This window comes from Burkholderia sp. LS-044 (assembly GCF_004803625.1).
In the GTDB taxonomy this organism is placed as follows: Bacteria; Pseudomonadota; Gammaproteobacteria; order Burkholderiales; family Burkholderiaceae; genus Burkholderia; species Burkholderia cepacia.
The window spans coordinates 727,734-748,206 of sequence record NZ_SSWO01000001.1 but is presented as its reverse complement, the minus strand read 5'-3'; the positions used below and the strand labels follow the sequence as shown (position 1 = coordinate 748,206).

Here is a 20,473-nt window from a genome sequence, read left to right as displayed (position 1 = left end):
TTGCGTCGCAGGAAATCCCCGGACTACCAGAACCCGCGAATGCCCGCGATGCCGTGCGCGCCGTGGCGGCGTGCATCGTCGAGGTGGGAGCGTTTCATGCCGCCGAGCGCGAAGACGGGCATCGCGGCCTCGGCGGCCAGCGTGCCGAACTGCGTCCAGCCGAGCGTCGGCGCACCGGGATGGCTGAGCGTCGGCAACACGGGCGACAGCGTGACGAAATCCGCGCCGGCGCGCGCGGCCAGCAGCAGGTCGTCACGCGTGTGGCAGGCTGCGGACACCCATCTTCCGGCCGGCAACGGCCGCTGCGTGGCGGCGCGCAACGCGGGGCCGTCGAGATGCCAGCCGGCGCCGTCGAGGCGCATCACGCCGGCCGCATCGATCGGGCCGTTCAGCATCAGGTGTGCGCCGGCCGCGTCGCAGCGTGCGAGCGCCGCGGCGGCGAGCCGCGCAAACGCGGCTGCGTCGAGCGATTTCACGCGCAGTTGCACGAGCGTCTCGCCGCGCGCGAGCACGGCCGACAGCCGGTCGAGGAACGCCGCGCAATCGGCGGCCGACGCGGACGCCGGCTCGGGCGTGATCACGCAGCAGTGCGGCAGCGTCGCGTTCATCGCGTGCGCCGGCGGCAGCCACGCGCGGCCGTCATTCGTCGGCCTCTTTCGCGATCTTCGGGTAGACGCGCACGAGCACGATGCGCGGCCCGTTCATCTTCTTCACGACGACGTCGAAGCGGTCGAACGACACGCGCTGCCCTTCGGTCGGCAGGTCGCTGAGCGCCTGGATCACGAGGCCGCCGACCGATTCCGCGCGGCCTTCGTCGATGTCGATGCCGAGCGCCTGTTCGAGCGACACGACGGGCAGGCTGCCCTTGCCCATCAGCGTGCCGTCGTCGAGGCGGCTCCAATCGGCGTCGCCCTGGCGGAACTCGTCGTGGATCTGGCCGACCAGCGCGCCGAGCAGGTTGTCGAGCGTCAGGAAGCCGATCGGCTTCTCGCCCTTGTTGCCGACCAGCGCGAAGTGCGGTGCGCCCTTGCGGAAACGGCGGAACAGGTCGAGGGCCGGCGTGTCGGGCTTCACGTACTGCACGGGGCGCACGTAGTCGGACAGGTCTTCGAGCGCGGCGCCCGCGTGACGCGCGAGCAGCAGGTCCTTCAGGTGGATCAGTCCGCTCACCTGTTCACGCGACGCATCCTCGAACAGCGGATAGCGGCTGAAGCGGTGCCGCGCGACGATCTCCATGTTGTCGGGCAGCGGCAGGTCGCGGCGCAGGCCGATCATTTCGTGGGCCGGCCGCATCAGGTCCGATACGGTCATCGACGAAAAATCGAGCGAATGCGCGAGCGTGTTCCACTCGTCGTTGCTGTACGTGCCGCGCGCCGGCTGCGCGGTGTTGCCGGCCGTGCTGCGGCGGCTGCGCAGGATCAGCTTCAATTCGTCGGTCGAGTAGTGCGCGTCGCCGCCATGGTCGGCCGACAGCCCGGCGAGCCGCAGCACCGCGTTGGCGCTGTTGTTGAGCACCCAGATTGCCGGGTACATCGCCCAGTAGAACGCATAGAGCGGCAGCGCGACCCACAGGCCGACCTTCTCCGACTGGCGGATCGCCATCGACTTCGGCGCCAGTTCGCCGACGACGATGTGCAGGAACGAGATCAGCGAGAACGCGAACACCAGCGAGATCAGGTGCACGACGCGCTCGGACTGCACGCCGATCAGGTCGAGCAGCGGGGTGAGCAGTTGCGCGAACGCCGGTTCGCCGACCCAGCCGAGGCCGAGCGACGCGAGCGTGATGCCGAGCTGGCACGCGGAAAGATACGCGTCGAGCCGGCCGTGCACGATGCCGAGGATGCGGCCGCGCAGGCCGTGCTTGCGGGCCAGTGTCTTGACGCGCGTGGCGCGCAGTTTGACCAGGCCGAATTCGGCCGCGACGAAGAACCCGTTCAGGGCCACCAGGAACAACGCGCCGATGAGCGCGAAGATCTGTAACAAAGAATCACTCCGGTTATGACAGGCCCGTCAGTATAGAGCCAGAAAGGAATTCGTAATGTATCGGGCGGCCGCTGGCTTACACCGGCGCCTCGCCGGGGACGGAGAACGTGACGGTGGCGGTTGCGCCATCGGCGAACGCGTCGTGCGAGAACGTGCCGCCGTGTGCGAGCGCGACGCGCTGGCAGAGCGCAAGCGCCCACGCGACGCGCTTCGCGTCGCGCTCGCGCAGCAGCTCGCGTCGTGCGAACGATTCGAACGCGTGCGGCTGCGCGGGATCGGCGAGCGTGTCGGCGTTGACGGTGCATGTGGCGCGCGCGGTGAACTGCACGCCGTCGCGCGCGCACGCGAACGTCACGCGGCCGCCGGCGGCGCTGGCTTCGACCGCGATCGTCAGCATCGTCCAGAGCGCCTGCGCGATGCGTTCGCGGTCGGCGGTCAGCGACGGTTCGCCGTCCGGCAGCGTCGCGTCGAGCGTGACCTGTCGTGCGTCGGCGAGCGCGAAACGGACGAGTGCGAGTGTGTCGTCGAGCAACGCGCGCAGCGCGAACGGCTGCGGCGCGAGTGCGAGCGTGCGTGTTTCCGCGCGCGGCGCATCGAGCACGTCGTCGATCAGCGCGACCTGCTGGTCGATCCCGGTGCGGATGCCCGCGAGCGCGCGCTGCAGGTTCGGATCGGCGTTGGCGAGCTGGCGCTCGAGCACGTATGCCCAGCTATGCATGGCGTTCAGCGGGCTGCGCAGGTCGTGCGACGCGGTGGAGAGCGCCTGGTCGCGCAGGAACAGCGCCGCCTGGGTGGCGTAGTGCGCTGCGCGTTCGCGCAGCAGGTCGGCGGCGGGATCGACGGAAGTGGACGTCACGGAGCGGGCCTGTCGGAAGCGGTTGGCGTGGTTATCACGCGAACCGCCATTATAGGGACGGTGCGTGTCACGCCGGCAGTGCGTCCTCGTCCTTTTTCCGGGCGTCGCCGTTCGGCAGCAACTGGCATGCGAGCAGGCCGGCCAGCATCAGCGCGCAGCCGACGAGCGCGCGTAGCGTCAGCGTTTCGCCGAGCGCGGCCCAGCCGGCGATCGCCGCGAACACGCCTTCCATGCTGAAGATCACGGCTGCGTGCGCGGGCGCGGCGTCGCGTTGCGCGACGACCTGCAGCGTATAGCCGACGCCCACCGACAACAGGCCGCCGTACAGCAGCGTCGGCAGTGCGCCGCGCAGCACGGCGCCGCTGACCGGCTCGACGGCGAGACCGACCGCGAGACACGCCACGCCGCACACGAGGAATTGCAGGAACGCGAGCACGAGCGGATCGTGGCGCCGGGCGAAATGGCCGACGGCCATCACGTGCGCGGCAATGATCACGGCGCCGGCGAGCTGGAACCAGTCGCCGTACAGCACCGAGAAGTGCTCGTCGATACTGAGGAAATACAGGCCGATCGCCGCGAGCAGCGCGCCGAACCACGTGCCCGCGCCGATCCGGTGACGGGCGAACACACCCATCAGCGGCACGATCACGACGTACAGCGAGCTGATGAACCCCGCGTTGGCGATGCGCGTGTACTGCAGGCCGATCTGCTGCAGCGATATCGATACCGCCAGCAGCCCGCCGAGCGCGAGGCCCGGCAGCAGCAGCGCCGGCGCACGGCGGATCGCCGCGAGCTGCGCGCGCGACGCCGTGTTCAGCGTCAGCAGCGGCACCAGCACCAGCGCGCCGAGCAGGAAGCGCAGCCCCGTGAACAGGAACGGCCCGATCACGTCGAGGCTCAGGCGTTGCGCGACGAAAGCCGAACCCCAGATCGCGGCGGCGGCGAGCATCAGCAGGTTGGCACGGAGGTGCTTGCGGGCTTCGGGCTTCATTGGAATTCTTCTGAAGATTGCTGGCGGCGAAACCCATCAGTTTACGCCGAGATTGCAAGGCTGTCGGCAAACCTGCGCAGCGCGGCGGCCGCGCGTGGGTCGCGCACGCGCGAGTAGAGCACGACCTGCGACAGCGGCAGCGGCGGCAGCCCGAATTTCGCGCCGACGTCGACCAGCGTGCGCGGCGCGACACGCCGCGCGAGCGGGCAGACGGCAAGCCCCGCGGCAGCGGCGGCCGTGACCGCCGCGACACCCCCTCCCGTAAAGCGTTCTCGCCACGGCCGCCCCGCGTGATCGAGTGCACGCAGCGCGGCCGCACGCACGCCGCACGGGCCGGCCAGCACCGCGAGCGGCAGCGGCTCGCCTGCACGCGGTGCCCAGTCCGGCGCGGCGAGCCAGGCCAGCGGCTCGGAAAACAGCAACGTGCCGTCTTCGCGCGGCGGGTCTTCGCCCGGCTCGTGCCGCACGATCACCGCATCGAACCGGCGTTCGTCGTATTGCGCGAGCAGGTTCGTCGACGTTCCGAGATGCATTTCGAGCGACAGCCCCGGGTCCTGCCGATGCAGGCTCGTGAGCACGGCCGGCAGGTCGGGCACGGCGACATGCTCGCTGACGCCGAGCGCGAGCCGGTGCGTGCCGGCCGAGATCGCGCCGAGCGCGTGGTCGTGCGCGTCGAGCAGCGCGCGGGCGGCCGGCAGGAAATTCTCGCCGTCGGCGGCCAGCTTGACCACGCGCGGCGTGCGCGCGAGCAGCGGCTTGCCGAGGTGCGCTTCCAGCCGTTTCAGCTTCAGGCTCACGGCCGACTGCGTGGTGCCGAGCGCGTCGGCGGCGCGCGTGAAGCTGGCGAGATCGGCGACCAGCACGAACGCGCGTACGGCATCGAGGTCGAGGACTTTCATTTTCGATGTAAATGGATGAAATATTCATCAATGACTGTTCATTATAGTTCGGCGCGCCTAACCTGACGCTGTGTTTCCGTTCGTCAACGTCAACTTCACCGACAGGAGCAGGACCATGCCATTCACCCGTATCGCAGTCCGCGAAGGCAAACCGGCCGCGTACCGCGCGGCGCTCGTCGATGGCGTGCATCGCGCGCTGATGCACGCGTTCAACGTGCCCGAGGACGACATCTTCATGGTCGTCACCGAGCATGCGGCCGAGAACTTCGTGTACGGCCGCCACTACCTCGACATCGAACGCAGCGACGATCTCGTGATGATCCAGATCACCGCGAACAATACGCGCACGCTCGAGCAGAAGCGCGCGCTGTACCGGGCGATCGCGGACAACCTCGCGCAGCAGCCCGGCGTGCGGCAGCAGGACGTCTTCATCAGTCTCGTCGAGGTGCTGAAGGAGAACTGGTCGTTCGGCAACGGCCTCGCGCAGTACGCCGTTTGACCTGTGACAGGGCGACAGGGCCAGATCGTTGCCTGCCCGTTTTTGCGGCGTGTACTATGGAAGCAGCTTCACGGACGACGCCGGCGCGATCGGAAGACCCGCCGGCGCTTCTTCATGTGCAGGAGCCTCCATGTCGCGTGTGCTGGAAATCGTGTTGTCGCTGTCGCTGGAAGGGTGGCCGGCCAAGGCTGCGGGTCGCGCCCGCGGCACGCAGCGTGATTTCGGTGCCGAACTCGTGCGCGCGTGGCGGATCTGCCCGCAGGTCCGGATGCGCCGCGGCCATGAGCGCGTGACGATCGAGCCGTGCCAGATCGAGGAGGCCGAGCCGAGCCCCGGCACAAGCTGGTGGACGTGGGTCGAGTCGAACGCGCATGGAAGGCGGGTCGTCGCGTCGCGCACGAAGGTGTTTGCGCCGGGGGTCACGACGCGCGAACTGTTCGACGCGGAGCATGCGGGCATCGTCGTCGCGATGCCGTTGCCCGTACCCGAGGCGGCAGGCGAAGTTGACGGCGTCGCGCCGGATACGACCGGGCGCGCAGAGGCCGGCATGCAGCCGGAATCGTCGGCGCTGCGCCTCGTCAGCGAGCGGCGGCGCGGGCGGTGGGCCGACGACAGCGGCGTCGTGGTCGAGATGACGCTCGACGACGTCACGTTGCATCGCGGCGGCGAGCCGCCGCGCCGCTATGTCGAACTGCGTCTTGCCGCGCCGGACTGGGAAACCCGGGCCGCGCGCACGGCCGCGCTGCACGCGTTGTTTGCCGCGGCGCGCGAACTGAGCGGCGCGTGGCCCGCATTCGTCCAGCTGACGAGCGTGATCGATCGCGCATGTGCGGACGAGCCGGCCGCCAGCGGGCCCGTCAAGGCGCAGCCCGTCGACCTGACCGGCGTGCGCACGCAGCGCGCCGCGCTGTTCGCGTTGTCCGGCGACATCACCGCGCAATGGCTGGGCAACGAGGGCGGCGTGCTCGAGTACGACGATCCCGAATTCGTGCACCAGATGCGGGTCGCGCTGCGCCGCCTGCGTACGCTGATGCGCTTCTTCCCGCGCTTTGCCGACCGCCAGTGGCGGGACACGCTCGGCGCGGACATGCACTGGCTTGCCGCGCTGCTCGGCACGGTGCGCGACTGGGACGTGTTCGCGATCGAGAGCCTGCCCGCGCTGATCGCAGCCGACGGCGGCGACGGCGAATGGAACGGCACGCTCGACGCCGCGCGCGCGCAGTGCGTCGCGGCACGGGGCGAGCTGCGGCAGGCGCTGCATTCGGCCCGCTACGCGCGGCTGACGCTCGGCTGGCTCGAATGGCTGGGCTCGCTTGCGCTGCCGCACGCCGAAGACGGCGACGCACCCTCGCTGCGGCGCCACGCGACGAAGCGCGTGCGGCGGCTGTTCGGCCATCTGTACGCGTCGCCGTCGCTCACGTCGCTCGACACGGCTGCGCGCCACCAGGTGCGGATCGATGCGAAGCGGCTGCGCTATGCGCTCGAGTTCTTCGCGTCGCTGGCATCGCGCCGCACGCGCACCGAGACGGTCAAGACGCTCGCGCGCGTGCAGAGCGTGCTCGGCGAAGCCAACGACACGATAGTCGCGCTGCATCATCTCGAGAAACTGGCGGCGCCGCCGTACCAGCTCGGTTTCGTGCGCGGCTACGGCGCGGCGCTCGAGCAGCGCGCGGCGCGCGACGCCGAGACGCTGCTTGCCAGCCTGCGGCCGCCGAAGCTCGACGGCAAGCCGGGTTGAGCGGCACGCGCCGACTATAATGGCCGCCTGATTCCGGCCCGATTCCGGCTCCGGTCCAATTCCCGCACGTATCCCGATGACCGACGCACCGCATTCTTCCCCGTCCGCCGAACCGCTCGAACTGGGCGGCGAGCTGTGGCTGCGCGCCGGCGAGCAGACGCTCGGCGGCGCCACGCGCATCGCGCTGCTCGCGGCGATCGGCGACACCGGGTCGATCACGCGCGCGGCGAAGGCCGTCGGCCTCAGCTACAAGGCCGCGTGGGATGCCGTCGATACGATGAACAATCTCGCGGGCGAACCGCTCGTCGCGCGTTCGACGGGCGGCAAGGGCGGCGGCGGCACGACGCTGACGCCGCGCGCGACGTCGCTGATCGCCGCGTTCCGCACGATCGAGCGCGAGCATCGCCGGTTTATCGAGGCCGCGAGCGCGGCCGTGGCCGGGTTCGACGTCGACTGGGCGCTGATCGGCAGGATCGGGATGAAGACCAGCGCGCGCAACCAGTTGTTCGGCAAGGTCGCGGCGATCGTGCGCGGCACCGTCAACGACGAGGTCACGCTCACGCTGCCCGGCGGACAGCCGGTCGTTGCCGTGCTGACGCACGAGAGCGCCGATGCGCTCGGCCTGCAGGTTGGCGCGGATGCCTGCGCGCTCGTGAAGGCGTCCTGGGTCGTGCTCGCGGCCGACGATGGCGAGCACGCATTGAAGGTGTCCGCGCGGAACCAACTGTGCGGCCACGTGGAAACGGTCGCAGCGGGCGCGGTGAACAGCGAGGTGACACTGGCGCTCGACGGCGGCGGGACGCTGACGGCCGTCGTGACCAACGACAGCGTCGATGCGCTGCAGCTCGGTGCCGGCCGGCGCGCGATCGCGCTGTTCAAGGCGTCGAGCGTGATTCTTGCGGTGACGGGCTGAGCGGCGGCGTACCGGCGCGCATCGGCCGTTGTGTGACGGACGGAGCGAAGCCGGCGTCGCCGCTGTATCGGTACGGCGCCGGCTTCGTTTCCGCTTTCCGCTTGTGCCGCTGCTGGCGGCTTCTCTCAGGCTCCAACGTGCTTGCCACGACGACCACGGCCACGCGCACTCAAGCGACGCGCGTCGGCCACTCGGCGTGCGGCGTCGCCGCCTGCACGCGTCCTTCGCTCAACTGCACGACCTGGTCGCCGAACGCGGCGACGTCGTCGGGATCGTGCGAGATCAGCACCATCGGGATGTCGAGCCGCGCCTGCAGCTCGGCGAGCTCGTGACGCATGCGCTGGCGCATTGCGCCGTCCAGTGCGGCGAACGGTTCGTCGAGCAGCAGGATTCGCGGCTGCGCGACCAGTGCGCGCGCGAGTGCGACGCGCTGTTTCTGCCCGCCGGACAGCTGAGACGGATACTGCCCTGCGAGCGCCTCGAGATCGAACGCTTGCAGCCAGTACGCGACTTCCGGCGGCACTGCTTTCGCGCGCGGGTTGCGCAGCCCCGGCGTGAGCCCGAACGCGATGTTCTGGCGCACGTTCAGATGCGGAAACAGCGCGTAGTCCTGGAACAGGTACGCGACGCGGCGTTCGCGGGTCGGTACGTCGATGCGGCGCGCGGCGTCGAACAGCGGTTCGCCGTTCAGCACGATCGTGCCTTCGTCGGGCGACAACAGGCCGGCGATCGCCTGCAGCGTCATGCTCTTGCCCGCGCCGGACGGCCCGAACAGCACGACGCGCTGCATCGTCGCGGTGAACGACATGTCGAGCGTGAAGCGGCGCTCGGCATTCGCGTAGGTCTTGCGGATGTCGACGACGAGGCTCATGCGGGCCTCCGCGGAAGCCGGCCGGCCACGCAAGACGATGGGCGAGGCAGGCGCGTCATGTCAGCTGGCTCCGCCGGGCACGCGACGGCACGAGCCAGCCGGTCGCGAGCAGTACGAGCACGCAGGTGATCGACGTCACCAGCACGAGGAAGTTGGCCGTGCTGTCGTCGCCGGCCTGCACGGCCGCGTAGATCGCGACCGACAGCGTCTGCGTGCGGCCGGGCAGGTTGCCCGCGATCATCAGCGTCGCGCCGAACTCGCCGAGCGCGCGTGCGAATGCGAGCAGCGCGCCCGCGAGAATGCCGCGCGTGGCGAGCGGCAGCGTCACGCGGAAGAACACCGCCGCTTCGCCGAGCCCGAGCGTGCGCGCGGCGCGTTCGAGATGCGGATCGACGCCTTCGAACGCCGCCCGCGCGGATTTCAGGATCAACGGAAACGCGACGACCATCGACGCGATCACCGCGCCTTGCCACGTGAAGACGAGCTCGATGCCGAGCCTGTCGAGCCACGCGCCGAACACGCCGCGCCGGCCGAGCAGCACGAGCAGGTAATACCCGAGCACCGTCGGCGGCAGCACGAGCGGCAGCGTCAGCACGGAATCGACGACGTCGCGCAGCGGCGAGCGCCAGCGCGCGAGCATGAACGCGGCCGCGACGCCGAGCACGATGTCGAGCGCGGTCGCCCAGCCGGCAACCTTCAGTGACAGCAGCAGCGGGACCCAGGCGTCTTGCATCGCGTTACGCTCACTTGCCCGCGGGCTTGAAGCCGAACGTCGACAGCACGGCCTGACCTTGCGGCGACGCGACGAAGTCGATGAACGACTGCGCCTGCGTGGCGTGGCGGCTGTCCTTGACCACGGCGATCGGGTAGGTGATGGCGGTTTTGGTCGGCACCGTCAGTGCGACCTTCACGCGGTCCGGCATGATTGCCGCGTCGGTGCCGAACACGAAGCCTGCGTCGACTTCGCCGCGTGCGACGTAATCGAGGCTCTGGCGCACGTTGGCTGCCAGCACGCCCTTCGCGCTGACGGCGTCCCACACACCGGCCGCGCGCAGCGCGCCTTCGGTGTAGCGGCCGACCGGCACCGACGCCGGGTCGCCGTACGCGATGCGCTTCACGCCGGATGCGGTCAGGTCGTTCAGCGACGTCGGCGCGGCCGCGTGGCTGTCCGCGGGCACGATCAGCACGAGCGAGTTCGCCGCGAAATCGCGACGCGTGCCGGGCACGATCACCTTTTCGCTGGCCGCACGATCCATCGCCTTCTGGTCGGCCGACGCGAACACGTCGGCCGGCGCGCCCTTGGCGATCTGCTGCATCAGCACGTCCGACGCGCCGAAGTTGAACAGCACCTTGGTATCCGGATGCTGCTTCTCGTACGCATCGCCGACGGCCTTGAGCGCGTTCGTCAGGCTGGCGGCGGCCGACACGACGAGTTCATCGGCGGCGGAAGCGGGCGCGCTGAACGCGACTCCGGCGGCAAGCATGGCGATCGGCAGCAGGCGAAGCAGGGTGCGGCGAAGCGGACGGACGGTTGAGCGCATGGCGAGTTCGTTCGAATGGGTGGAAACCGTAATCGTAATATAGGGCGGGTTATAACGCTCGACATACCGCACATGCGACGGCGCGCATGGAATGGTCAGACCTGAAAAGGAGGGCCGGCCGGGCGGCCGGTCACGTACGGAGCGTCTGCGACGACGACTGGGTGCGCTGCAGCGACGACGGCTGCGATGCGGGGCGGTAGTTCGGGTTGGCCTTCCAGCGCGCGCGGACGAACGGGCGCTCGTGGCCCGACAACTGCAGCGCCACCTTGGTGACCCAGCGATGCGACGGCACCGTGATGCCGTGCAGCGCCACGGTGACGAGCGCGAGGCTCGCGACGACCGCGGGCACCGACCAGCGGTGCGGCACCGCGCGCCACGAACCCGCGATGAACGCGAGCGCGGCGATCGCGCCGACGATACAGCCGGTGATCGATTCGGACGGCGAATGCGCGTCGAGCGCGACGCGCGACACGCCGACCGCGACGCCGGCCGCGAGCCCGAGCGCGATGCCGGCGATCCGCACCGGCGTGCGCGTGCGGATCAGCGCCAGGAAAATCGCGACCGGATAAACCGACGTCGACAGCATCGCATGGCCGCTGAACCCGGTGAAATCCCACTTGCGAATGCCGATGCCCCAGCCGAGGAACGCGATCTTCGTCAGCGCTACCACGCCGATCGCGGCCGCGAGCACGCCGAGCCATGCGGCCGCGCGCTGCCACGAGTAGCCGAGCGCGAGCCAGACGGCGATCGTGATCGCGAGCGGCAAGGTCAGGCCGGCGCCGCCGAACGCGGTGATCATGATCCACAGGTGAGACGACAGGTCGAACATCGGGAAGGGGACGAACGAAGGCGGGGAAGATGCTTAAATCAACGCGCGAGCCGGAAAGAACGACTACAACGGATACAAGCGGCGAAGCCCCAGTATAGCGCCGCGTGCGCCCGAGCCCCGTTTTTTGCGCGGCCGGGAAATATCCGCGTGCAGGAAAAATCCCGGAAACAATGTTATGGTGCATTGCACAAAGTCGAACGCTGCATCCGCTGTGGTGCCCCTATTTTTCCTGACTGCGAGCCCGATCGATGACCAAAAGTCTGACCAAGGTGTGGCTGGGCGGCATGAAACGCATGCTGTCTCCGGCCGCCAAACGCGCGGCGCGCGATGCGCAGCGCATCACACGCGACGCACTCGAGGCAGCGGCGTCTCCCGCCGTATCCGATCTGTCCCCGCCGCGCGAATCGCGCGTGCGCCCGCGCGCGGCCGCATGGGCGGCAGGCGAATGGACGCGTGGCGAACATCCGATGGCACCCGCGCTCGGGCGCCTCGTCCAGCATCTCGCTTACGGGCTCTACGTGCCGCCCGGCCGCCGGCGCGGCGCGATGCCGCTCGTCGTGATGCTGCACGGCTGCCAGCAGTCCGTCGACGAATTCGCGCAAGGCACGCGGATGAACCTGCTGGCCGACAAGCATGGTTTCGCGGTGCTGTATCCGGAGCAGTCGCTGCGCGCGCATGCACATGGCTGCTGGCACTGGTATGAAGATACCGACCGCGCGGGCCGCGGCGAGGCGAACGCGGTGGCGTCGCTCGTCGACGCGCTCGTCGACGAACACGGTTTCGACGCATCGCGTGTCTATGTCGCGGGACTGTCGGCCGGCGCGGGCCTTGCGTCGCTTCTTGCACTGCATCATCCCGACCGCTTCGCGGCGGTGGCGCTGCACTCGGGCCCCGCGCTCGGCGAGGCGAATTCCGGCATTACCGCGATGGATGTGATGCGGCGCGGCGTGCGGCAAAACCCGGCTGCAGCCGTCGATGCGCTGGTCGATGCCGCCGCGTATCCGGGCATGCCCGCGCTGATCGTCCAGGGCGACGGCGACCACGTGGTCGCCCCGAAGAATGCCGACCAGCTGACGGTTCAATTCATGCGCTTGAACGGGCTTGCCGACAGCCGCGGCGCACTGCGCGGCGGCGAGCGGGTCGAGACGCGCGACGCGGGCGCGCAGATCACCGATGTCTGCCGCGACGGCCAGCCTGTCGTGCGGCTCTGTCATGTGAAAGGGCTCGATCATGCGTGGGCCGGCGGCGATGAAGCCGTGCCGTTTCATGCGGCGGTCGGCCCCGATGCGAGCGCGATGATCTGGGCCTTTTTCGAGGCACAGCGGCGCACTGTGGCGACCGAACGACGCATCGTCTGATCGACGCTGGCCAAGAACTAGGGTTTTCCCTATAATCCGGGAAAACCCTAGTCAAAGAACCCTTGGATTGCGAGATCGACCATGTACCTGCTGAGCCACCTCTTCCTGATGCTGACCAAGAACGCTGAAACGGCCCGTAAAGAGCGCGCCGAGGCGTACCTGTCCGAAGCCACCGATATCTACGATCTCGAATTCCGCATGCGCAAGATCGATCGCGAATCGGCGATGAACCGCCCGTATTCGTTCGGCGCGCGCTAAGCAGCGCAGGGCGGGCCGGCCGGTCCGCCATTCCGGCGAGTCACGCAGCAGAAAAGGGCGCGTGCGGCTACATGCCGCACGCGCCCTTTTTGCATGCGTGGCGGTGCGTCGCGTCAGATGACCGTCAGGCGCACCGGTACGTTGTTGCGCGTCGCGTTCGAATACGGGCACACGTGGTGCGCCTTTTCGACCAGCGCTTGCGCGTCGGCCTTGTCGAGCCCCGGTAGCGACACGCGCAGCTCGATGTCGAGCCCGAAGCCGCCTGCGTCGTTCGGCCCGATGCCCACTTCCGCCGTGACCTGCGTGTCCGCCGGCAGCGCCTTCTTGTCCTGGCCGGCGACGAATTTCATCGCGCTCAGGAAACAGGCCGAGTAACCTGCGGCAAACAGCTGCTCCGGATTCGTGCCTTCCGCGCCCGTGCCGCCGAGTTCGCGCGGCGCGGCCAGCTTCACTTCCAGCTTGTTGTCGGCGGATACCGCGCGGCCGTCGCGGCCGCCCGTGCTCGTGGCACTGGTCTTGTACAGAATGTTCATCGTGCAGCTCCTGTCGGGAAAAGGGAGGAAAAGCGGCCCGGTCGAACGGGGTGTCGCCGGCCACGAGAAAAATATAGAACACAAATGATTAGTGTGCAAATGAAATTTTGAAGAAAAGGCCCGACGGTGCCGGGCCGGTTCGTCGATGCTTTTCCCGTCAGCGTTCGTTGGCGGCCGACAGCGCGTCGCGCAACTGGTGGAGATCGGCGCGCAGCCTGACCAGGAACTCGGGGGACTGCTGCATCGCGCAGAACAGATCGGCGGGTACCGAGCGCGCGCGCTCCTTCAGTGCACGGCCTTCCTGTGTCACGCGCACGTTCACGACGCGTTCATCAGCTGCGCTGCGCACGCGCTCGACGTAGCCGAGCGCCTCCAGCCGCTTCAGCAGTGGCGTGACCGTGGCCGGGTCGAGGTCTAGCCGCGCGGCGATGTCCTTCACGGCGATGTCGTCGCGCTCCCACAGAACGAGCATCGCGAGATATTGGGGATAGGTCAGCGACAGCTTGTCGAGCAGCGGCTTGTACGCCTTCGTCATCGCGTGCGAAGTCGAATAGAGGGCGAAGCAGAGTTGCTCGTCGAGCGTCTGGGGCAACGGGGGCGGGCGGTCCATCATTCGGGCGGCGCGTCGAACGCGCGAACAATTTGTACGCAAATCATTTTGCGCGCAAAAGATCGGGATGAACAGGGGGCGGCCGGCGCGGGGCGGTGGCCGACGGAGGCGGGGGAACGGAGGAGGCGCCGGGCGGTAACCCGGCGCGAGCGCGGCGGGCCGGCGACACGCGCCGGCCGGGGAGATTTCAGCGACCCGACGTGGTGGTCGTCGCGCCCGGCTCCTGGATGCCGAAGCAGCCGCGATAGGTCGCGTAGAACGAGCAGTACAGCATCGTGACGATGACGATTGTCACCGGCATCATGATCGTCAGCGCATAGGCGCCGGCGCCGAGCGCCTGCAGCAGCAGCGACAGGGCGAGCGACGTGCCGAGCGCGACGCCGAACCACAGCGCGCCGTACACGACGAACGCGCCGCGATTGCGCCAGCAGCTGACGACGCTGAAGAACAGCGCCTTGGCGGGCGGCACGTCATGCCACGCGACCAGCACCGGCGCGAACCAGAACAGCATCGCGACCGGCAGGTAGAGCAGCGTCGCGAACATCAGCGCGCCGAACGTGCCTTGCGCGGCGAGCGTTTCCGGCGTCGCGCTCGCTTCGTCGGCCGCGCCCATCATCACGTGGAACAGCGCGCCGCCGTCCACGAACGACGAGGCAGCGAACACGAGCACCATCGACGCGACGTAGATCACGCCGAGCACGAGCAGCCGCTGGGTCGCGACGGTGCCGTACGAGCGGAAGCCGTCGATGAGGATCGTCGGCATCACGGGCTTCCCGGCCACCGTATCGCGGCATGCGGCCATGAAGCCGACCGCGATGCCGGGAATGAACACCAGCGGCAGCGCGGAGCCGATCACGGGCACCTGCGACACCAGCGTGATCGCCAGCAGGTACGTGAAGAACAGCGTGATGAACGCGAGCGGGTTCCGGCGGAACAGCCAGATGCCTTGGCGGAACCAGACATAGCCCGTTTTCGCGGGCACTTCGATCAGTTGCATGCGGTTTGGATCTCGGGAAGCGCGGGCGTATGCGCGATACGCTCGCGCAGGATGCGTTCGAAATGGCCGGGGTCGTGCGGCTTGAGCATCTCGGCCGCGCGCGGCAGGTAGAAGTCGTACAGGCGCGACACCCAGAAGCGGTACGCACCCGCGCGCAGCATGTCGCTCCAGTGGCGGCGCTCCTCGGCCGTGAACGGCCGCACGGTCTGGTACGCGCGCAGCAGCGCATCGGCGCGCGCGACGTCGAGCACGCCGGTCGCGAGGTCGACGCACCAGTCGTTGACCGTGACCGCGACGTCGAACAGCCACTTGTCGCAGCCCGCGAAATAGAAGTCGAAGAAGCCGCCGAGCCGCACGTCATGGCCGGTGCCGGGCGCCGCGTGCGCGAACAGCACGTTGTCGCGGAACAGGTCGCAATGGCACGGTCCGGCCGGCAGCGCCACGTAATCGTCCGACGCGAAGAAGCTGGCCTGATGCGCGAGTTCGCTTTCCAGCAGCGCGCGCTGCGCGTCGGTGATGAACGGCGAGATCGCCGGCACGTTCTCCTGCCACCACGGCAGGCTGCGCAGGTTCGGCTGGTTGCGCGGATAGTCGCGGCCGGCGAGGTGCATGCGCGCGAGCATCTGCCCGACCTCGATACAGTGTTCGACCCCCGGCGCGAGTTCGGCGGAGCCGTCGAGCTTCGTGACGATCGCGGCCGGCTTGCCGTGCAGCTCGCCGAACAACGCGCCGTCGTCACGCGGGATCGGATCCGGCACCGGTACGCCGTGGCCGGCCAGATGGCGCATCAGGTCGAGGTAGAACGGCAGTTGCTGCGCCGTCAGGTTTTCGAAGATCGTGAGGACGTATTCGCCGCGCGTCGTCGTCAGGAAGAAATTGCTGTTTTCGATACCGGACGGAATGCCGCGGAACGCAAGCACGTCGCCCAGTTCGTAGTGGCGCATCCATTGCGCGAGATCGGAGTCGGAAACAGCTGTGAAAACGGCCATGCGGGATGCGTCAGGTCAGGGTGTCGGCACGCGGGCGGCGTGCGTCGCGACAGCAGGTGAAGGGAAGCGGCGCGCGGCGTTCGGTGCGGCGCGCCACGGAATCAGTAGCGCAGGTTCAGCGACGGCAGGCGCGTGATCGGGATGCCCGCGTCGTGCGGCTTCGGCGACGTGTCGGGCGTCGAGCTCATCTGGTAGCGCGTGCCGAAGTTCGACTTCACGTCGATCTCGACCGGCTTGCCGCGATCGCGGTACTCGGTGACTTCGGTGCCGTTCTTGCTCTTTTCGTGGAAGCTCGGCGTGCGGCGGATGTCGGCGAAGTCGACTTTCGACGTGACTTCGGCGCCCGGCCGGTTGATCTTGCGGAGATCGGGCAGGCCGGCGGCCTCGTTGGCCTCGGCCCGTGCCTGCGCGTCGGCGTCAGGCGTGCCGCCGGCGGCGTAAGCGGCGCTGGCGGCGGCAAACGCGGCGGCAGCGACGACGAGAATGAGCGGCTTCATGATGAGTCTCCAGTGAACCCACCGATTTTAGCAAATACTGCGCACCATCCGGCCCTCGCGTGCGTGGGGGCAGCCACAAGGGCGACCGGGTTCCGTGGTAATGTCGTCGGATCAGACGAGGTGATGAAAATGAAGAACGATTTGAGCCGCCGGCACCGTGTGCTGACGCCCGAGAGCCCGTCGGTCGAGGCTTTCGACGATCCGGTCGCCGCCGTCGCGCGGCTGTCCGCCATTTACGACACGAACACGGGTTTCCTGCGTGACGCATTCGCGCGCTATCGCCGCCACGAACCGATCACCGAGCACGTGCGAGCGTGCTACCCGTTCGTGCGGATCCGCACCGATGTCAACACGCACGTCGATTCGCGCCGCTCGTACGGTTTCGTCGCGGGCCCCGGCGTGTTCGAGACGACGGTCACGCGCCCCGACCTCTTCGCGAACTACTATCGCGAGCAACTGCGCCTGCTGGCGAAGAACCACCATGTGAAGATCGAGATCGGCGTGTCGTCGCAGCCGATTCCGATCCATTTCGCGTTTCCCGAAGGCATCCATCTCGAGGGCGAGCTCGACCGCGACCGCCTGCTCGCGATGCGCGACATCTTCGATACGCCCGACCTGTCGTATCTCGACGATCGCATCGTCAACGGCACGTTCGAGCCGGCGCCGGGCGAGCCGCATCCGCTCGCGCTGTTCACGGCCGCGCGCGTCGACTTCTCGCTGCACCGGTTGCGCCACTACACGGCGACGTCGCCCACGCATTTCCAGAACTACGTGCTCTACACGAACTACCAGTTCTACATCGACGAGTTCGTGAAGCTGGGCCGCACGGTGATGACGGAGAGCGACGATCCCGAGGTGCGCGCGTATCGCAGCCAGTACAGCTCGTTCGTCGAGCCGGGCGATGTCGTGACCTACAACGCGAACCTCGGCAGCGAGCCGGCCGAGGGCGCCGCGCCGCCGCGCCTGCCGCAGATGCCCGCGTATCACCTGAAGCGCGCGGACGGCAGCGGGATCACGATGGTCAACATTGGCGTCGGTCCGTCGAACGCGAAGACGATCACCGATCACATCGCGGTGCTGCGTCCGCACGCATGGGTGATGCTCGGTCACTGCGCGGGGCTGCGCAATACGCAGCGTCTCGGCGACTACGTGCTCGCACACGGCTACGTGCGCGAGGATCACGTGCTGGATGCCGACCTGCCGCTGTGGGTGCCGATTCCGGCGCTCGCCGAAGTGCAGCTCGCGCTCGAGCGCGGGGTGGCCGACGTCACGCGGCTCGATGGCGTCGAACTGAAGCGCGTGATGCGCACGGGCACCGTCGCGAGCGTCGACAACCGCAACTGGGAGCTGCGCGATCATCGCGAACCTGTGCAGCGCCTGTCGCAGAGCCGCGCGATCGCGCTCGACATGGAAAGCGCGACGATCGCCGCGAACGGCTTCCGCTTCCGCGTGCCATACGGCACGCTGCTCTGCGTGTCGGACAAGCCGCTGCACGGAGAGCTCAAGTTGCCGGGCATGGCCGATACGTTCTATCGCGGGCAGGTCGACCAGCATCTGCAGATCGGCGTGAAGGCGATGGAGATCCTGCGCACGAACGGGCTCGACAAGCTGCATAGCCGGAAGCTGCGGAGCTTTGCGGAAGTGGCGTTCCAGTGATGTGAACGGCGGCCCCGGGTGCGGTGCGCGTCGCGATGTCAGGCGCAATCGCGACCCGGGGCATGACGGGCTTCAAGGCGGCAGGCGTGCACTTGTACCGCTCCGTCTGGCCGTGCGTAGCCACTCGCGGTGGCGCGCGTCGCGGCCTTAGTACTGGAACTCGATCATTTTCTGCAATTTGGAAGTTGTCCTATTGGTTGCCCCTGTCATCGAGAATATGCTCTCCTGCGCGGCGTTATTCGACGCCCGTACGAAGGAACGGCGAACAGTCGATCCGATCGATTCCTATCAAAATGAAAGAGGGCATACCTGATGAAAATCAATCTCTTGCTGGCTTCCCTGATGTTCACCACATCTCTGTCGGCAATGGCCACAACCGCGGTGATCGGCCCGTCCAATCCTTGTGCACCCGTCGCAGTAATCGGTCCGTCCAACCCCTGCAAACCCGTCGCGGTGATTGGTCCCGGCCCTGTCAAAAAGTGTCCGTGCTATTGACCGAATAAGTGATTGAACAGGTGCGCTCGCCCTTGGGCGCATCTCGTCCGTGTATTGCTTTTTCGTGCCGTCCGGCACGCTGCTGTGCGTGTCGGACAAGCAGCTGCGCGCCGGGGTCAGCGCGCGGCTTTGGCGGCCGGTTCGTGCGATCCACTCCGAGCCGTTTCCAACATCGAATCTCGCACCGCATCGACGACCCGACCCGCATCCGCCTGTCGCTTGATCGCCAGCCGCCATTCCCCGAGCGCCCGCAGTTCGGCGCCACCGAAATATTCCATGATGTCCGGCAGGCGGCGCACGACGCCGCGGCTGCCCCAGCAGCCGTCGTCGATTTCCGTTGGAAAGACCCACACGCGCGTCGCGACGGCATCGACCGGCAGGCCCTCCGCGCGCGCGACGGCAGCGGTCACGTCCGCGATCAGCCCGGCACGCGCGGCATCCGTGTACTGACCTTCCGGCACGGTCGGCACGATCCGGTAGATCGGCGCAGGCGCGACAGCCCCTGCGCGATACACGGCTGCCGGCCGATGGACGAAGATCCAGGTCACGTCCCGCGTGCGCGGATTGTCGGGATCGAGTCCCTCGTGACGGATCAGCGTTCCGGTCAGTTCTTCCATCAGTTGGGCTTCGGCCTGCGGTGCGAGCGCACCTTCGGGAATGTAGACGTCGATCATCGGCATGATGGTGTCCTGGTTCGGTGAGGATGGCGTCGCTCCGATGCCGGGCGACGTGAATCCAGTGTACGAACCGCATGCCGCCACGCGGAGTGGCGAAACCGCCATTCGACGATGCCATTTCCGACACTGCACCCGACGACGGTTGCGCGCGCTTATCGCGTGAAGCGACGGCGATACTCGCCGGGGGAAATGCCGGTCTCGCGCTTGAACAGTTGCCGGAAGCCGCTGATGTCCGCATAGCCGACGCGCTCGCAGATGGTGTCGATCGCGAGCGTCGTTTCCGCGAGCAGCCGCTTCGCGACTTCGATACGGAGCGTCTGCAGATACCTGAGCGGCGGCGCGCCCACGGCGTCCCTGAAGCGGCGATGGAGCGTGCGCTCGCTCATCGCGACGTGATCGCTCAGCCGGGCGAGGCTGAACGGCTCGCGCAGGTGCTTTTCCATCCAGCGTTGGGCGCGTGCGATGGCCGCATCGTCGTGCCCGTCATGCCCCATCCGGCCGAGATCGATGAATGAATCCTGCGACACGCGGTTCACGTCGATCAGCATGACCTTTGCGACGGCTGCGGCAAGGCGCGCGTTCGCCAGTTTGTCGACGACCCGCAACGCGAGATTCTGATACGACGTGACGGCGCCGCCGCACAATATGCCGTCCTGTTCGGTCAGGACGTCCGACGCGCGCAATGCCACGTCCGGATAGCGTACGCGGAAGCTCGATGCTTTCGACCAGTGCGTCGTGGCGACGCGGCCGTCGAGCAGCCCGGCTTCCGCGAGCAGGAACGCGCCCGTGCAGTACGTTGCGATCAGTGTGCCGCGCGCATGTTGCCGGCGCAGCGCGTCGAACAGCGGCGCGAGTGACGCCGGCCGGGCGAGCAGCCGCTCGAGATCGGCGACGAACGGAGCGGTGAGCCAGATCGCATCGGCGGTGCCGTGACCGTCGATCGTGCCGTCGACCGCGGCGGCCTGGCCGGAAGCCGTGCGTACCGGCTTGCCGTCGATCGATTCGATGCGCCAGCGAAACGGGGCTTGCGGCCGGCCGATACGCAATGACGGGGCGAGATGATTGGCTGCCGTGAAGATGTCGGTCGGCGCGGCGATGCCAGACGCAAGGGCATGGTCGACAGCCCAGATCCGGATGAGTGGCATGGGTGGCGGGAATGGCCATGGACAGGGCCGATCCTACCATTGGTTCCCACGGTCGTGCGGGCGGTTGCAGGCACGCGCTGCACCGGCCCGCGGCGTGCGCGACAGTCGGGCTTGCCGCTCGCATCGCCGGTGGGGGCA

The 20,473-nt window shown here is 68.2% G+C and carries 22 protein-coding genes; 6 read left to right on the top strand and 16 right to left on the bottom strand.

From position 1 onward, the window contains the following. Positions 1-23 precede the first annotated feature (23 nt). The 5 genes from E9536_RS03355 to E9536_RS03335 all read right to left on the bottom strand — a co-directional run bounded on the left by E9536_RS03355 (position 24) and on the right by E9536_RS03335 (position 4,729). Positions 24-608: a thiamine phosphate synthase gene (locus tag E9536_RS03355; protein WP_136469269.1), complete on the bottom strand. Its 585-nt coding sequence runs from the start codon at positions 606-608 to the stop codon at positions 24-26. 31 nt (positions 609-639) lie between these two features. After that, positions 640-1,983 carry a hemolysin family protein gene (locus E9536_RS03350; RefSeq protein WP_059684444.1) on the bottom strand — a complete coding sequence of 448 codons (1,344 nt, stop codon included), beginning with the start codon at positions 1,981-1,983 and terminating at the stop codon, positions 640-642. A gap of 76 nt (positions 1,984-2,059) precedes the next feature. Next, a complete protein-coding gene (locus E9536_RS03345) occupies positions 2,060-2,839 on the bottom strand; it encodes a HAMP domain-containing sensor histidine kinase (protein WP_136469268.1) in 780 nt (259 codons plus the stop codon). Between the two features lie 67 nt (positions 2,840-2,906). Continuing rightward, positions 2,907-3,830 (bottom strand): DMT family transporter, encoded by a 924-nt coding sequence (locus tag E9536_RS03340; protein ID WP_059693920.1) that lies wholly within the window; start codon positions 3,828-3,830, stop codon positions 2,907-2,909. A gap of 41 nt (positions 3,831-3,871) precedes the next feature. Next, entirely contained in the window at positions 3,872-4,729 is an 858-nt protein-coding gene (locus tag E9536_RS03335; RefSeq protein WP_021156298.1) for a LysR family transcriptional regulator, read from the bottom strand. A gap of 115 nt (positions 4,730-4,844) precedes the next feature. Here E9536_RS03335 and E9536_RS03330 point away from each other — a divergent pair, with 115 nt between their 5' ends. The 3 genes from E9536_RS03330 to E9536_RS03320 all read left to right on the top strand — a co-directional run bounded on the left by E9536_RS03330 (position 4,845) and on the right by E9536_RS03320 (position 7,879). Beyond that, positions 4,845-5,228, top strand: coding sequence for a tautomerase family protein (locus tag E9536_RS03330; protein WP_027791057.1), 384 nt, complete (start codon positions 4,845-4,847; stop codon positions 5,226-5,228). A gap of 130 nt (positions 5,229-5,358) precedes the next feature. Next, positions 5,359-6,966 (top strand): CHAD domain-containing protein, encoded by a 1,608-nt coding sequence (locus tag E9536_RS03325; protein WP_136469267.1) that lies wholly within the window; start codon positions 5,359-5,361, stop codon positions 6,964-6,966. 76 nt (positions 6,967-7,042) lie between these two features. Further along, entirely contained in the window at positions 7,043-7,879 is an 837-nt protein-coding gene (locus E9536_RS03320) for a TOBE domain-containing protein (protein WP_136469266.1), read from the top strand. 169 nt (positions 7,880-8,048) lie between these two features. Here E9536_RS03320 and E9536_RS03315 read toward each other — a convergent pair whose 3' ends face one another. The 4 genes from E9536_RS03315 to E9536_RS03300 all read right to left on the bottom strand — a co-directional run bounded on the left by E9536_RS03315 (position 8,049) and on the right by E9536_RS03300 (position 11,120). Then, positions 8,049-8,750, bottom strand: coding sequence for an ATP-binding cassette domain-containing protein (locus E9536_RS03315; protein WP_027791060.1), 702 nt, complete (start codon positions 8,748-8,750; stop codon positions 8,049-8,051). A 55-nt stretch (positions 8,751-8,805) separates the two neighbouring features. Further along, positions 8,806-9,483: a molybdate ABC transporter permease subunit gene (gene modB, locus E9536_RS03310; protein ID WP_021156293.1), complete on the bottom strand. Its 678-nt coding sequence runs from the start codon at positions 9,481-9,483 to the stop codon at positions 8,806-8,808. Between the two features lie 10 nt (positions 9,484-9,493). After that, positions 9,494-10,291 carry a molybdate ABC transporter substrate-binding protein gene (gene modA, locus E9536_RS03305; protein ID WP_136469265.1) on the bottom strand — a complete coding sequence of 266 codons (798 nt, stop codon included), beginning with the start codon at positions 10,289-10,291 and terminating at the stop codon, positions 9,494-9,496. Positions 10,292-10,421: 130 nt separating this feature from the next. Continuing rightward, on the bottom strand, positions 10,422-11,120 hold the full coding sequence (locus tag E9536_RS03300; protein WP_060173131.1) for a phosphatase PAP2 family protein: 699 nt from the start codon (positions 11,118-11,120) through the stop codon (positions 10,422-10,424). A gap of 248 nt (positions 11,121-11,368) precedes the next feature. Here E9536_RS03300 and E9536_RS03295 point away from each other — a divergent pair, with 248 nt between their 5' ends. Together E9536_RS03295 and E9536_RS03290 are read left to right on the top strand one after the other, a co-directional pair. Then, positions 11,369-12,478 carry a PHB depolymerase family esterase gene (locus E9536_RS03295; protein WP_027791064.1) on the top strand — a complete coding sequence of 370 codons (1,110 nt, stop codon included), beginning with the start codon at positions 11,369-11,371 and terminating at the stop codon, positions 12,476-12,478. Positions 12,479-12,559: 81 nt separating this feature from the next. After that, positions 12,560-12,736, top strand: coding sequence for a DUF3563 family protein (locus E9536_RS03290; protein WP_021156289.1), 177 nt, complete (start codon positions 12,560-12,562; stop codon positions 12,734-12,736). Positions 12,737-12,849: 113 nt separating this feature from the next. On the opposite strand, the gene E9536_RS03285 is transcribed toward E9536_RS03290, so the two are convergent. The 5 genes from E9536_RS03285 to E9536_RS03265 all read right to left on the bottom strand — a co-directional run bounded on the left by E9536_RS03285 (position 12,850) and on the right by E9536_RS03265 (position 16,362). Next, positions 12,850-13,269, bottom strand: coding sequence for an organic hydroperoxide resistance protein (locus E9536_RS03285; RefSeq protein ID WP_027791065.1), 420 nt, complete (start codon positions 13,267-13,269; stop codon positions 12,850-12,852). Positions 13,270-13,426: 157 nt separating this feature from the next. Continuing rightward, positions 13,427-13,879 (bottom strand): MarR family transcriptional regulator, encoded by a 453-nt coding sequence (locus E9536_RS03280; RefSeq protein ID WP_027791066.1) that lies wholly within the window; start codon positions 13,877-13,879, stop codon positions 13,427-13,429. A gap of 187 nt (positions 13,880-14,066) precedes the next feature. Continuing rightward, positions 14,067-14,876, bottom strand: a complete 810-nt coding sequence (locus E9536_RS03275; RefSeq protein WP_027791067.1) for a BPSS1780 family membrane protein — start codon at positions 14,874-14,876, stop codon at positions 14,067-14,069. Further along, positions 14,867-15,865, bottom strand: coding sequence for a homoserine kinase (locus tag E9536_RS03270; protein ID WP_136469264.1), 999 nt, complete (start codon positions 15,863-15,865; stop codon positions 14,867-14,869). Before E9536_RS03270 ends, E9536_RS03275 begins: the two co-directional genes overlap by 10 nt. A gap of 101 nt (positions 15,866-15,966) precedes the next feature. Then, on the bottom strand, positions 15,967-16,362 hold the full coding sequence (locus E9536_RS03265; RefSeq protein ID WP_021160838.1) for a hypothetical protein: 396 nt from the start codon (positions 16,360-16,362) through the stop codon (positions 15,967-15,969). A gap of 129 nt (positions 16,363-16,491) precedes the next feature. Between E9536_RS03265 and E9536_RS03260 the strand changes: the two genes are divergently transcribed. Beyond that, complete coding sequence (locus tag E9536_RS03260) at positions 16,492-18,018, top strand: AMP nucleosidase (protein ID WP_027791069.1); 1,527 nt, start codon at positions 16,492-16,494, stop codon at positions 18,016-18,018. Positions 18,019-18,629: 611 nt separating this feature from the next. Here the strand turns inward: E9536_RS03260 and E9536_RS03250 are convergent. Then, entirely contained in the window at positions 18,630-19,193 is a 564-nt protein-coding gene (locus E9536_RS03250) for a Tautomerase enzyme (protein WP_027791070.1), read from the bottom strand. Positions 19,194-19,342: 149 nt separating this feature from the next. Continuing rightward, positions 19,343-20,335 carry a helix-turn-helix domain-containing protein gene (locus E9536_RS03245; RefSeq protein WP_060194895.1) on the bottom strand — a complete coding sequence of 331 codons (993 nt, stop codon included), beginning with the start codon at positions 20,333-20,335 and terminating at the stop codon, positions 19,343-19,345. Between the last annotated feature and the right edge of the window lie 138 nt (positions 20,336-20,473).

What these genes read in the sequence shown, in the direction of transcription:
- E9536_RS03355 (WP_136469269.1), bottom strand. Translation starts at nt 608, where the DNA reads ATGAACGCGACGCTGCCGCACTGCTGCGTGATCACGCCCGAGCCGGCG.
- E9536_RS03340 (WP_059693920.1), bottom strand. Translation starts at nt 3,830, where the DNA reads ATGAAGCCCGAAGCCCGCAAGCACCTCCGTGCCAACCTGCTGATGCTC.
- E9536_RS03335 (WP_021156298.1), bottom strand. Translation starts at nt 4,729, where the DNA reads ATGAAAGTCCTCGACCTCGATGCCGTACGCGCGTTCGTGCTGGTCGCC.
- E9536_RS03330 (WP_027791057.1), top strand. Translation starts at nt 4,845, where the DNA reads ATGCCATTCACCCGTATCGCAGTCCGCGAAGGCAAACCGGCCGCGTAC.
- E9536_RS03325 (WP_136469267.1), top strand. Translation starts at nt 5,359, where the DNA reads ATGTCGCGTGTGCTGGAAATCGTGTTGTCGCTGTCGCTGGAAGGGTGG.
- E9536_RS03320 (WP_136469266.1), top strand. Translation starts at nt 7,043, where the DNA reads ATGACCGACGCACCGCATTCTTCCCCGTCCGCCGAACCGCTCGAACTG.
- E9536_RS03315 (WP_027791060.1), bottom strand. Translation starts at nt 8,750, where the DNA reads ATGAGCCTCGTCGTCGACATCCGCAAGACCTACGCGAATGCCGAGCGC.
- modB (WP_021156293.1), bottom strand. Translation starts at nt 9,483, where the DNA reads ATGCAAGACGCCTGGGTCCCGCTGCTGCTGTCACTGAAGGTTGCCGGC.
- modA (WP_136469265.1), bottom strand. Translation starts at nt 10,291, where the DNA reads ATGCGCTCAACCGTCCGTCCGCTTCGCCGCACCCTGCTTCGCCTGCTG.
- E9536_RS03300 (WP_060173131.1), bottom strand. Translation starts at nt 11,120, where the DNA reads ATGTTCGACCTGTCGTCTCACCTGTGGATCATGATCACCGCGTTCGGC.
- E9536_RS03295 (WP_027791064.1), top strand. Translation starts at nt 11,369, where the DNA reads ATGACCAAAAGTCTGACCAAGGTGTGGCTGGGCGGCATGAAACGCATG.
- E9536_RS03290 (WP_021156289.1), top strand. Translation starts at nt 12,560, where the DNA reads ATGTACCTGCTGAGCCACCTCTTCCTGATGCTGACCAAGAACGCTGAA.
- E9536_RS03285 (WP_027791065.1), bottom strand. Translation starts at nt 13,269, where the DNA reads ATGAACATTCTGTACAAGACCAGTGCCACGAGCACGGGCGGCCGCGAC.
- E9536_RS03280 (WP_027791066.1), bottom strand. Translation starts at nt 13,879, where the DNA reads ATGGACCGCCCGCCCCCGTTGCCCCAGACGCTCGACGAGCAACTCTGC.
- E9536_RS03275 (WP_027791067.1), bottom strand. Translation starts at nt 14,876, where the DNA reads ATGCAACTGATCGAAGTGCCCGCGAAAACGGGCTATGTCTGGTTCCGC.
- E9536_RS03270 (WP_136469264.1), bottom strand. Translation starts at nt 15,865, where the DNA reads ATGGCCGTTTTCACAGCTGTTTCCGACTCCGATCTCGCGCAATGGATG.
- E9536_RS03265 (WP_021160838.1), bottom strand. Translation starts at nt 16,362, where the DNA reads ATGAAGCCGCTCATTCTCGTCGTCGCTGCCGCCGCGTTTGCCGCCGCC.
- E9536_RS03260 (WP_027791069.1), top strand. Translation starts at nt 16,492, where the DNA reads ATGAAGAACGATTTGAGCCGCCGGCACCGTGTGCTGACGCCCGAGAGC.
- E9536_RS03250 (WP_027791070.1), bottom strand. Translation starts at nt 19,193, where the DNA reads ATGCCGATGATCGACGTCTACATTCCCGAAGGTGCGCTCGCACCGCAG.
- E9536_RS03245 (WP_060194895.1), bottom strand. Translation starts at nt 20,335, where the DNA reads ATGCCACTCATCCGGATCTGGGCTGTCGACCATGCCCTTGCGTCTGGC.